This window comes from Hydrogenophaga flava NBRC 102514 (assembly GCF_001571145.1).
GTDB lineage: Bacteria > Pseudomonadota > Gammaproteobacteria > Burkholderiales > Burkholderiaceae_C > Hydrogenophaga > Hydrogenophaga flava.
Map to the genome: position 1 here is coordinate 1 of NZ_BCTF01000007.1, position 12,482 is coordinate 12,482.

At 56.8% G+C, this 12,482-nt stretch carries 7 protein-coding genes and 1 pseudogene; 7 read left to right on the forward strand and 1 reads right to left on the reverse strand.

What is annotated here, in order from left to right; all coding sequences use genetic code 11:
- Positions 1-187, reverse strand: a 187-nt coding sequence (locus tag HFL01S_RS25555; protein WP_218008613.1) for a hypothetical protein, incomplete at its 3' end; no start/stop codon positions are given.
- Positions 188-277: 90 nt separating this feature from the next.
- On the opposite strand from HFL01S_RS25555, the gene HFL01S_RS07855 reads away from it, so the two are divergent.
- The 7 genes and pseudogenes from HFL01S_RS07855 (at position 278) to HFL01S_RS25035 (ending at position 12,411) form a co-directional block, all read left to right on the forward strand.
- A complete protein-coding gene (locus HFL01S_RS07855) occupies positions 278-520 on the forward strand; it encodes a helix-turn-helix domain-containing protein (protein ID WP_066257057.1) in 243 nt (80 codons plus the stop codon).
- Positions 521-1,210: 690 nt separating this feature from the next.
- Positions 1,211-1,357: pseudogene (locus HFL01S_RS25975) on the forward strand (DUF4236 domain-containing protein); the annotation flags it as partial.
- Between the two features lie 153 nt (positions 1,358-1,510).
- Complete coding sequence (locus tag HFL01S_RS07865; RefSeq protein WP_066257063.1) at positions 1,511-2,311, forward strand: hypothetical protein; 801 nt, start codon at positions 1,511-1,513, stop codon at positions 2,309-2,311.
- A gap of 35 nt (positions 2,312-2,346) precedes the next feature.
- The gene (locus HFL01S_RS07870; RefSeq protein ID WP_066257065.1) at positions 2,347-4,173 is read left to right on the forward strand and encodes an AAA family ATPase; all 1,827 of its coding nucleotides are present in this window, start codon (positions 2,347-2,349) and stop codon (positions 4,171-4,173) included.
- The gene (locus tag HFL01S_RS07875) at positions 4,173-4,808 is read left to right on the forward strand and encodes a 4Fe-4S cluster-binding domain-containing protein (protein WP_066257066.1); all 636 of its coding nucleotides are present in this window, start codon (positions 4,173-4,175) and stop codon (positions 4,806-4,808) included. The genes HFL01S_RS07870 and HFL01S_RS07875 overlap by 1 nt, the downstream gene beginning before the upstream one ends.
- Positions 4,805-11,080 carry an AAA domain-containing protein gene (locus HFL01S_RS07880; RefSeq protein ID WP_066257069.1) on the forward strand — a complete coding sequence of 2,092 codons (6,276 nt, stop codon included), beginning with the start codon at positions 4,805-4,807 and terminating at the stop codon, positions 11,078-11,080. The genes HFL01S_RS07875 and HFL01S_RS07880 overlap by 4 nt, the downstream gene beginning before the upstream one ends.
- Complete coding sequence (locus HFL01S_RS25035; RefSeq protein WP_157538804.1) at positions 11,077-12,411, forward strand: hypothetical protein; 1,335 nt, start codon at positions 11,077-11,079, stop codon at positions 12,409-12,411. Before HFL01S_RS07880 ends, HFL01S_RS25035 begins: the two co-directional genes overlap by 4 nt.
- Positions 12,412-12,482 lie beyond the last annotated feature (71 nt).

Here is a 12,482-nt window from a genome sequence, read left to right on the forward strand (position 1 = left end):
GAACCAGTTCGGACGCAACCAGGACGGAGCCGTAGAGCTCATCCGCAGCTCCAGGCAGCGCAAAGCTCACAACGAACCAAATCGGGCAGAAAGTAGGAATCTGAACAGCACCCCAAGTGCTCAGTCCCAGGTCCAGAAGAGAGCTATTTGCTTGCTCTTCCCCAAACTCAGCAGTAGTGACAAACATTCCAATGACCTCCAGCGGTCATTGTTACGTATATGCGGGTGATGTTCAAGCGGGTGACATTTGCGTCACTTTGTTTAAACTAAACCTGTGATGCCCAAAAAGAAACTCACAGAATCTATTCAGCAGTGCAGCGCACGGGAAGCCCTGGCGTTCAATATGGTTCGTCTTCGCGCAGAGCACCGCTGGAGCCAAGAGGACCTTGCGTACGAAGCGCAAGTGCACCGGACTTTTGTTACCCAGGTTGAACGTCAGCAACGCAACATCACGTTAGACAACCTCGAGAAACTTGCCAAGGCGCTGGGCGTGACTCCAAGTGCCTTGCTTGCTGAGTAACTGTTAGGTTTGAGTGCTGGAGTTGTCGGACCTGACGGTGGCGCTGTCTTTGTCCCTACGACTTCAAGTGCGACGGCTTCTTTCTCGCGCTCAGGAGGTCTCTCAGCGATGTTTCGCGGGGCCATTGCGAAATCTCATCGTCCATCTCGATAGACACAGAAGTAACCTTCTGGCCTGAGTCAGTAGATACACAGAATACCGTTCCGCGCGAGAAGTATCTCGTCGAATAGTCAGCCCCGTTCTCGGCCGCTAGCGCTACACCTTGCGCTCCGAGATTGTCTTCGAGCACGCCGAACTCCAGGAGAGCGTGCCTCGTCAATAGCTGCTCGATGAACGTGCCATCGTCGAATTTCCATGCGTCGGCTTCGATTCGTACGTCTCCCTGGCACCAGTCCGCAAACAGCACTCGCTGAATTTCAGCACTCGTAAAAACTATGTCCTTCATGCAACCTCCAAAAATGTGGGTGCTGACCACCAGCCCCCTTTCCGATGTAGCGGGGGTGTTTATCTGAGGCGCAGACGCCTCGAGTTCCTTGGACGGCTACGAGTAGAGGTTGGAAACGCCGTCAAACAGTGAAGATGCCGCGAGAATGTCACCTAGCTTGCAACCAAATGTTAGACTGATTGCAGCTCTGGCTGCACCAGATTGAGCCGAGCCTTCGTCTAAAGAATCAAGAGCAGGGGGCGGCAATGGGTCTGACGTTTTCGAAGAGCGTCCGCTTCGGCGCTGTTCGCTTTAATTTCTCTGGCGCCGGCATTGGGATGTCGGTAGGTATCCCTGGGCTTCGCATCGGTACCGGACCTCGTGGCGCATACATAAGTGGGGGAGTAGGGGGATTCCGCTATCGGCGTAGCCTTGGCGCCGTCCCGAGCAGACCTACCAACCCTCGCAGACCTGCCGCGTACTTGCAGGGTGAAGGTGCGCCAGCACCTGAGTATGTAGAAGCATCACCCACCGTCGTTAGCACCAAGGAACACGACACGCTTAGCGTGTTGGAGCTCACTGACTCGAACAGCGATGGCCTCCTCCAGTCAATGAACGAGCAGCGTCGAAAGACGCTACTCTGGCCTTTCGTGGCTGGGGCGCTTTTTCTTCTCTACTTTGCGCTTGCCAATGCGACGAAGTCTTGGCCAGGTTTGGGTCACCTGGCGCTCGCTTTCGCCTTCTCGGCAGTTGTGGTGTGGGTGTCCTGGCGGGACAAGATGCGCAAGGTCACTGTGCTCTTCTTCGAACCAGATACAACCGTCACTGAGCATTTCGATGCACTAAGCCGTGCGCTCTCCCAAGCAGCGTCGATGCGCAAGCTCAAGGCAGTAGACAGCACCTCGCGTTACGCGGATAGCAAGTACTCGGCAGGTGCTAGTGAAGGTTTGAAGTTTTCGCAAACATCCTTGGCCATGGGGCAGGGGCCGGGAATTGTGGCAAATGTTGACGTGCCAGTGATAAAGACAGGACGCACAACGCTAGCTTTCTATCCGGACCGGATACTTGCCTTTCAAGGAAGCTCCGTCGGAGGAATCGCGTACGACAGCCTTGTAGCTGTTGAGGAACACGCTCGCTTCATCGAACACGAGTCAGTGCCAAGCGATGCACAGGTAGTCGACCATACTTGGCAGTTCGTCAATCGAAACGGTGGCCCTGACCGCCGCTTCAAGAACAACAAACAACTACCCATCTGCGCGTACAGCAAGTTGATGCTGTCAACACGAAGCGGTTTGGACATTCGTCTGCTCGGTTCAAGGGCGCGTGGGTTCGAACCTCTGGTAGTTGCATTGTCAGAGATGGGCTAAGTGGTGTTGTTGTACAGGTCGTAAGAGGAGTACTCGTGGAGCATGTAAACAAGTCCGCGCGGTGGCTACGCGATTTCGAGAGATTCCTCCCGCTCAAGAGCCAGTTTGTTCTCTCCGGCAATGTACGTGACTTGCAGGTGGTCGAGGTGCAGCCAGGTGTCGTCACTGCCCAACCCTTGAACCAGTGTGTCGCCACTGCACTCAAGCGGGCAGGCTATGCCCATACGGTTCTTTTTCAGCCGCTTGCAGGCTTCAGTGTTCTGACCGTGCCGGGGGAGACCTCTGGGGCGGGCGTGTCCTTACTGCAGGAGCTTGGACTGGCAGCCGAAGGTGCCCAAGGGCGGGCGGGAGCGGAGTTGTTGGCAGGAGCGCTGGAGCGAATCGTGAGACGCCAAGGTGAGCCCATCGCACTGGTTGTCGATTTTGCTGCCCGTCTGTTGACTCGCCCGAATGACCTTTCTGCCGCCGAACACCATTTGTTTACGCAAGCTCTGGTGCTTTCACAGCAAGCGGCACCTCGACCTGTAGGCGCAGACCGACGCCCATTTTTTAGCACCCTGCTTTGGATAGTGGAGAAGGAGGGCGACCTCCCGGATTGGTTCATCGTTGGCAATCCCCGCTTGCGCCACATTCCAGTACCTCGGCCAGACAATCGCGCGAGGCGAGCCCTTGCTCCGGCGCTGCTCAAACCACTCGCTGGTGCTGCTCAGGCCACGCCCGAAAGCATGAAGAAAGCCCTGGATAAATTCGTCGACGATACCGAGGGGATGCTCCTCCTGGACGTGAACTCGATATCGGTCTTGGCACGAGTTGAGGGCGTTCCACTGGACAAAATTGCTGATGCTGTTCGCCGGTACAAAGTTGGCGTCACAGAAGACCCTTGGCTGCAGATTGGAAGGGAAAAAATTCGGAATGCGGAGTCCTTCATTCGCCAGCGAGTCAAAGGACAACCAGATGCGGTTGTGCACATGCTTGACATCGTTAAGAGAGCTGTGACTGGGGTTGGCGGGGGTAGACGGGGCGGTCGACCCCGAGGGGTGGCGTTCCTCGCTGGGCCTACCGGCGTAGGCAAGACCGAGCTCGCAAAGACCATTACAAGCCTCCTTTTCGGGGACGAGAGTGCCTACATTCGCTTCGATATGTCTGAGTTCAGTGCTGAGCACGCGGACCAGAGGCTGCTAGGCGCACCACCTGGGTACATCGGATACGACGCAGGAGGAGAGCTCACGAACGCAATTCGAGAAAAGCCTTTCAGTGTGGTCCTCTTCGATGAGATAGAAAAGGCGCATCCGCGGGTTCTGGACAAGTTCCTACAGATTCTGGACGACGGTGTGCTGACGTCTGGCCGCGGCGACCGGGTCTACTTCTCCGAGGCCCTCATTGTCTTCACGTCGAACTTGGGCATTTACAAGATGACTGAGTCTGGAGAGCGCGAATTGAATGTCTCCCCGCAAGAGTCGTACGAAGTGGTCAAACAGAAGGTCGAGTCGGAAGTCGAGCGGCACTTCAAGTTCGTGTTGAACCGGCCGGAAATTCTGAATCGTATGGGCGAGAACATCATAGTTTTCGACTTCATCCGCGAGGATATCGCCGGTCAGATTTTTGAGCAGATGGTTGCAAGCACTCTGGCAGATATGAAGGAGCAAGAGCTCGACGTAGCTTTGGCGCCAGACGCGATGAACAGCCTGCGTGCGCTGTGTCTTGAGGACTTATCAAACGGCGGCCGTGGTATCAGAAACAAAGTGGAAGCCCACCTCATCAATCCTTTGGCTCGTGCGCTTTTTGACGCAGATGCCACTGCTGGCAGCTCGGTCTTGGTTAGTAGTCTTCAGGCTGACAAGCTCTCACTGACCTCTGCGTGATGAAGCTTGCTCTTTCGCGCGTGCACTTCCCTGTGACCACACTAGGCCCAGGCAGGAGGTTGGGTATCTGGCTACAAGGTTGCTCAATCCGCTGTCCTGGTTGTATCTCATCTGATACCTGGGCCAAGAGGACTCCCGATGTGGAAGTGTCCAACCTCCTCGAACAACTTGATTGTTGGCTTCAGGAGTGCGAAGGCGTCACGATTTCCGGCGGTGAACCGTTTGAACAGGCGGATGCACTGGAGCAACTTCTCTACGGAATACGTGAACGGACTGCAGTGAGCGTCCTTGTCTATAGCGGCCTACCGCTCGAGGAACTCAGACAACACACTGTGGTCATGAGAGGGCTCGTCGATTGCCTAATTTCCGACCCGTTTGATGTGCACATGAAGCAATCGAAGTACCTGAGAGGTAGCGACAATCAACGAATGACTTGCATGACCCCTTTGGGTCAGCGAGTGTTCGGTTCGCTGGACCGAGAACAAGCGGATACAGACCGCCAACTAGACGTGATGTTCGACGACAACGGTGAGGTCTGGTTGGTTGGCGTGCCGAGCAGAGGTGACATGCAGCGCTTGAAATCGGTTCTGGCAGGACAGGGGACCTCCCTCACTACCACGGAGGCACGCTCGTGACTGACCTTGTCCGTTACTGTCCAAGCTGCCATACCGAACGCTCGCTTCACGAAATTTCATGTGAAGGAGAGGTCAGTGGCCATCAATGCAACTGGCCGCTGCTGGAGGTTCAAATCACCCCGGCGGGGTGGCGGCCGGTCGAGGTCGTTCCTGCCGAATCCGCACCCACCGCTACACCATCGAATGGAGCCATTTGTGCCAATGGGCACCCCCTAGACGTAGGCGACTTCCTTTGTTCGGTTTGCGGAGCAGAGGCTGCTGGTGGCGAACAATCAACTGGGGTGGGTGAGTCCTCTGCGACCGCAACTTCAGAGACCGTTATTGCAGGGTGGCGAGTACTTCGACAAATCAGTTCGACTGCAGGGCGGCGGGACAGGTACTTCGTCGAAGAAGACGGAAGTGAGCGCTTCGGCATTCTCACTTTGTATCACCACGGTTGGGAGCCGGACCCGGCGGTCTATGAAGCTCTAAAACGCGTGTCGCTTGAGCACGTGCCGCAAGTTCTGGCAACTGGTCGCTGGGAGGACCGAGCCTTTGAGGTAACGGAGGAACTCGCCGGCGGAACACTTGCGGACCTGGGCATCGTGGCAACTGACTACGCCGGTGTGCGGCGTATCGCCTACGAACTAGGCAAGGCCCTCGATGCACTTTCTGAGGTCGGCCTTCGCCACCGAGACATCCGCCCAGGCACGTTGTTGGTTCGCAATCGAGACCCTGTCGACCTTGTCATAGGAGGCTTCGGGTCCGCACGCTTGTCGGAATACGACCTAGACATCGTATCGCCGCTTGAAGTAACCCGGTACACCGCACCTGAGGCAGTTGCAGGCGGGGTTGCCGCAGCATCTGACTGGTGGAGCTTGGGCATAGTACTGTTGGAGCAAATCACCAGTGGCAGGTGCTTTGAGGGTATTGAGCAACAGGCGTTCCTAATTCATGTTCTCGCCAATGGCGTTCCGATTCCAAGGGATATACCCGCGGAAGTGGCGCTCCTACTTCGCGGCTTGCTTGCGCGGGATAGGCACAAGCGTTGGAGGTGGAAGGAAGTGCAAGCCTGGCTTGAAGGCCATGCGCCTGATGCGCCAGAGTCTGGGGGTGAAAACGCTGGTGCTGGAGATGGACCAGCTCTCGCTCTGGGCGGGAAACAATTCCGTACTCTTTCGTCCTACGCCTTGGCAGCTGCAAGTGCTGCCGTATGGGATGAAGCAAGAGACCAACTGGTGCGCGGAGTAGTCACCGACTGGATACAGGCAAAAGGCGCGTCAGCGAAGCTTGTTGCTGGACTTAGGCGGATTGCTAAGGACGAATCCGTTACAGATGACTGGCGCTTGCTTGTCGCACTGAAGGTACTCAATCCAGACATGCCTCCTGTGATGAGGGGTGCCATTGTCGGCCCGAAGTGGCTATTGGAAAGCCCACTTGAAGGGTATTCACTGGTCACAGGGCCTGTGCCTGACCTCCTGCACGAACTGGACCAAGACAACTGGCTGCTACGACTGAAGCTAAGGGCAACGGCTGTTCGCGAACGGGCTGACCACCTCGCAATTGACCTGGACGAGGACACGCTCCGAATCTACCTGCTGGTCACTTCTAGGGCCCGCCTAAGCGCGGAGTGGGACAGCCGCAGGCGCGTGTTCCCGGATTCAGAGCATCTCGGACTTCTGAACCTCCTTGAGCGGCGCAGTCTCAGCGAGGAAGACCTTATCGTTGTCCTGAGCGCGGCACCTAGTCAGCTTCGCTCTTGCGACGCCATAGTGGAAGAGGCCCGACAGCTTGCGCTAGCTGGTGCGGTGACAACCTTCGACGTCACAGCCGCGGCTGATATGGTCACTTGGCCGCGCGGAGAGATTCTGGAGGCTTCGGCGGAACGGGTCGAAGGCTTTGCCCGTTGTAGCTATGCGATGGTGAACGAGTGGGCTGACCGCTTCCGCCTAGAAAAACGTATGCCGTTGGCGCAAGCACTGGTGCTTCTGTCTGTGCCGAAGGAGCAATGGCAAGAGCCGCATCGGCAGCAGTACTTTTCTCATCTGCTCTCCTTCTTTGAGAAAAAGGTGGTCACTACGGTCATGCGCGGTCCGCTAGTGCGAATGACCATTGGCAAAAGTACTGCGCGAGTAGACCTGAGAGAGCTCCATACGAGGCGAATGGATGCTGGTGGTTTGCTAGACCATTTGCTCAAGCGCAATGCAACAGCATTGCTCTTGGACCCCGAAGCGCTAGACCCGCTTGGCACGACTGCCTACCGATTGCAAGCACTGGACCGCCAAAGCCAGTTGTACAAGCGCGATACAGGCATTGACGGCCTGTATCTTGGTTTTCCTTTCCTGCTGACCAAGGAAGCGAAATCGGGCGCGAGGACGCGTATTGCACCTGTACTGCTCTGGCCGGTGCGTGTACACCACGAGGTGGGCGCGAGAACCAACGTACAGCTCTCGTTCGACAACGACCGAGAGGAAGTTCGACTCAACCCCGCACTCGAGAGTTTGGTTGGGCAGGAGACGGTCAAAAGATGGGCTTCAGTGGCCGAGGAGATTCTTGGACGCTCAGCCCTTCGCGCGGCGGACGTGGTGGATGCGTTTGGAGCATTGGCCACTCCACGTTCAAGAGAGTTGACCGCATTGCCAGGCCCGAAAGTTGAAGTGCCCGCAAGGGGCATGGAACTTGAGTGCGCTGGTGTCCTGTTTCACATGACCTTCATGGGTCAGGCTATCGGGGAGGAGATTCGGCAACTGAGGGCCATGCCGCCCTCCGGAACGGGGTTGGAGACCGCGCTTCGCCTGAAGGCAATCGAAACTGAAGCGCTCCCACTGCCAGTAAGGCCGAAGGAAGTAGACCGCTATTTCACAGTCTCTTCAGACCCATCTCAAGAAGACGCAGTGCTCAGAGCCAGGACTGCGCCGGGTCTGCTCGTGGAAGGGCCGCCCGGAACGGGTAAGAGCCAAACAATTGTGAACATGGTGGGCGACTCCATTGGCCGGGGAAAAAGCATTCTCATCGTTTGCCAAAAACACGCAGCTCTGGAGGTCGTGCACAAGCGCCTCGTAGCAGAGGGTCTGGGCGAGCGCATCGTCATGGTCAACGACGTCAATAAAGACCGAGAGCCAATCATTAGGGCTGTTCGTGAGCAGTTGGAGTCTCTTGCACGGCGACTTTCCGACAATGCACCGCAGATTGCCCGGAGGCGCGAGGCTACGGCTGCGCGCATTGAATCGAATGAAGCTGCCTTGGACAAGCACCATTCGGCCTTGCATCAGGTCAATGAATCTGTTGGTCTGAGCTATCGCGTTCTGCTTGGCGAGCTCATCGAACTGGAGCAGGCTGGTGTCGTGCCAGAGGTTCCCGCCTTAAGAGCAATGCTCCAACGGCTGAACATCGGGCAGTTGGCTATGTTGGAGGAAGAGGTTGCTCCCGTAGTGAGGCACTGGCTGCCCGCGAAATTTGAAGGGAGTGCCTTGGCACAACTGCAGCCGTTCGCTGCAGATTTGGCGACCTTGAACGACTTCCGCGAAGCCTTCGAAAATCTCGAAAAGGCCGAGGATGCTCGGCACCAAGTGCTGACCACCCGGCTAGCGAGCTTCGAGGTTGAAGACCCAAAGCCACATAGGACTTGGCTCTCGTCATACGGCAGCGAGTTTCTTGAGATGCGGGATGAGGAACGAGTGCTCCTTGCAAAGTGGCTGGAGTTGTTCAGGCATACGAAAGAAGGAGAGCTTCCCGGGCTGAAGAGCATTGACGAGCTCAAGAAGCTTCGTGGTGCACTCTCTGCTTGTCGAGTCCAGGACTATGACAAGAAGCTTTCACCGGTCATGTGTCGTGTCCCTAAAGACAAGTTGGAAAAGCTTAGGGTTCTGACTACTGAAGCTCTGGAGCCGCTCGGATTTTTCGCGAAACTAAATGTCTTTCGCATGATGCGGAAGGGAAAGGTTACGAAGTTTCTGCAATCCATTGGCGATGTCGGTTCTGCTGACCGTATGGTGAGCTTGCTGGCTGCCGTAAAGCTGGAACAGAGTTGGCGCTCCTTACGCAAAGCCGTTGACGAGGCGCATGCGCGCTTGTCATTGCCAGGCCTGGAGTCAGATGCTGGCCCGACGTTGCTGTCGACGGTTTCAAAGACGCTTGCCGAGCTGCAAGCCGTCGCCTCCCAAGCCGCACATCTCCAAGCTGCACCATGGTCGGAGCGGATGGACAAGGCAGCACTTTCAAACACTCGCGATGCCTTCCTCAAGCTGTACGCCGAATTTGATGCAGCTTTTGCACGCCACCAGGTGCGAACAGATAGCCTTGTCGCGCTTGGCTCGCTTACACCATGGATGCAGCCAACCTGGGCGCAGGAATGCCGACAAGCCGTACTCAAAAACGAGGGCAACGGCCAACGTGTTCAACCTATAGTCGCAGCAAAGCCATCCCTCGCGGCTTATCAGCTGTTTCGCGGGCGGGCAGCCCAAATGTCAGAGCAGGCGCTACAAGCCTTAGCTTTGCTCAGGTCGAAAGAGGGACAGTTCCAATCCTTCTCGCTTGGAGACCTGGAGGATGTCGTACGGCGCGTTCTGGGACGAGAGGCTCGGCTTGCATGGAAGCAAGTGATGGAACAGAGCACCCCCGAACTTGCGATGGAGAGAAGGGAGCTCGCCAGCAAGGTGCAAGTCCTGGAACAACTTGACCAAGACATGCGGGTTCTCAATCGCCAACTGCTACAGGTCAACTTTGACCTGGCGGGAGTGCGGCCCCTTAGGGAGTGGGAAGACTTCACGCGACTGCGAGGTCAGCGGGCGCGTCGTCTTCGTGAGTTCATTGAGCTGGGTGCCGGTCTCGGACTGATGAAGTTGCGCTCAGTCTGGATGATGAATCCAGACGTGGCTAGTCGTGTTCTCCCCTTAAAGGCAGGGCTCTTTGATACCGTCATTTATGACGAGGCATCTCAGATGCCTGTGGAGTTCGCCTTACCAACACTTTTCCGCGGCAAGGTAACGGTGGTCAGTGGCGACGAGAAGCAAATGCCGCCGACAACGTTCTTCGCGAGCAAGGTAGAAAGCGACGAGGCACACACGTTCGATGGAGAACTCCCGGACGAGGATGCCACTTCCGAGGAGAAGGACGCATTCGAAGAGAACTGGAACCGCAGGGAAATCAAGGATTGCCCAGACCTGCTGCAACTTGCCCGAGCAAACCTCCCCAACACGCGACTGCAAATTCACTACCGGTCTTCGTACCGCGAGCTCATCGACTACTCGAATGCAGCGTTCTATGCGAATGACCTTAGCGTTCCGGTCAGGCACCCGAGGGACATTGTTAGAGCGGCCAAGCCAATCGAAATGGTTAGGGTGGACGGCGTCTACGAAGAGCAGACCAATCCAGAGGAGGCGCGGCGCGTGGTCGACATAGTTGCGCAGTTGTGGAGTACACCTTTGGGGCAGCGTCCCTCCGTCGGGATAGTGACGTTCAATCGCAAACAGGCCGAGCTCATCGAGGATGGCTTGGAAGCGCGAGCGGAAGCAGATGCTGCTTTCCGAACTGCCTATAGCCAAGAGTCAGAACGCTACGAGGACGGTGAAGACATGAGCGTCTTCGTCAAGAACGTTGAGAACGTGCAAGGTGACGAGAGAGATGTCATCGTGTTCTCGTCCACATTTGGACGCAACGCTCAGGGCTCATTCCTACGGTTCTTCGGTGTGCTGGGGCAAAAGGGTGGAGAGAGGCGACTGAACGTCGCCGTTACTCGCTCACGCAAGAAGGTCTACATGGTGACTTCCATGCCTATCCCTGAAATTAGCGACCTTCTCAGCACGCGCCGCGCGCCTGCTTCTCCGCGAGATTACCTGCAGGGCTATATGGAGTACGCCCGCTTGGTGTCTTCAGGCGAATTCGAATCGGCAAAGTCACTGTTGGGGCGTATCACGCTTAGGCGTGATGTGAAGGGCGTCACCTCGTACAGCAGCGGCAGTGACGACGCTTTCTATCGCTCCGTGGGCGATTTTTTGCGCTCGTTAGGGCACCAGGTGGGGGCCACCGAGGACGCTGATGCGTTCGGTCTTGACTATGCCATCGAGCATCCGGAGACTGGCCTCTTCGCAATTGGTATCGAGTGCGATTCCCCACGCCACCCATTGCTACAGCACGCCCGAGCACGTGAGGTTTGGCGACCTCAGGTTCTGGGAAGGTCGTTGCCTTATCTGCACCGAGTCTCCTGCCACGGGTGGTACCACGACGGGGAGCAAGAACGCGGGAGACTTCTCTATGCCGTCAAGAAGGCGCTCGATGTGAGGCACGCTTCATGAGTGGACCCAAAGTAGTCAGAGTCGTAACCCGCGAAGAATTGGTCGCTGCTGGCGAGTCCCTCCTTCACAGGCTCGACGAAGCGCTATCGGAGTGGGAGCGAACTTGCGCGGCACTTGGCGTCAGTCCTACCGACCAGAAGTCTTGCAAGGACCGTCGTGATGAACTGGAGAAGATGCTGCGCGCAGACAAGTTTGGAGAGTTCGGGCAGGCCGCGGTAGCTGAGATTGATTTTCTAGAGTCAGATGCGTCTCGTCGGCGAGAAAGAGCAGCTCAAGCGCGCGCTCAGGAGCGTGCCCGATTGGTGAGTGGCCGTGAGCTTGCGAGCGTGTTGTTACGCCAAGTGACCAATGACGCGCCCGAACGACCGGCATTGGAGCTGGCGGCTGCAGGGGAGCTCACATTGAAAGAGTTGGACGCAGTACTTGCACGAGCGAGACTGTCGATGTTCCGCCCGACAACAACGCAACTCAGCGCGACTCAGCAGACCCTAGCTGCACGCCTCGCCGGTAGCGAAAGCTCGATGGTTGATTTTGAAGAATGGCGTGAGAAGTTGGTGGGAGGTGCTTCGAGACTGGAAGCATTGCTTGCGCATATCTCGGAACTGGAGTTGCTGGGTGAGGCCAGTCGTGCAGACGAACTGCACAAGGAGGTCTTGACTGCTGCTGCCATTGAAGATGACGGTTTGCGAGGGATGCGCCTCGATTCGATGGTTGTCGCTCTCAAGAAGGCCAAAGATGATGTTGTGGCCCGTGAGCGGCTGCGCCGCCAGGTAGCTCTAGTCGCTGCAGAGTTAGAGCGCTTCAATGAAGCCGCCGAAGTCATTGCTGTCATGAGGGCTGCAGCCGCCGCCCCAGCGTCCGACCTCAGGAGGGTGCTTGAGGTCGCTGAGGAACAGCTTAGGGAATTTCAGCAAGCTCAGGTTGCTGCTGCACGGCGAAAGGCTGTACTCGACGGGCTACAGCAACTTGGCTATCAGGTTCACGAACAACTCTCAACCATAACAAGTAAGGGTGGCAGATTGGTCGTGAGCAACCCAGCCACGGCAGGCTATGGGGTGGAGATTGCAGCTGGGGCCGGTCTGGAAAGGCTGCAGGTGAGAGCTGTAGCGTTTGACATGAATCGAGATGCTGCCGGAGACATTCCGGCCGAGCAGCGCTGGTGTGATGACTTTGGAGCTTTGAGCGGGGTACTTAAGGCAATGGGTTCTAGCTTGATAGTAGAGAAGGCCCTGGGTGTGGGTGCAGTGCCTATGAAGCTAGCTGTATCCGCGCAGCCTGAAGGCGAGCGTCGCACATCGAATGCCCCCCTACATACTGGACGCAAATCGTAGGAAGTCTGAATGTGGTTTGCTGGCGCCCATAGGATGACAGCGCGACCTAGCCCAATCCAGGCGACCTACAT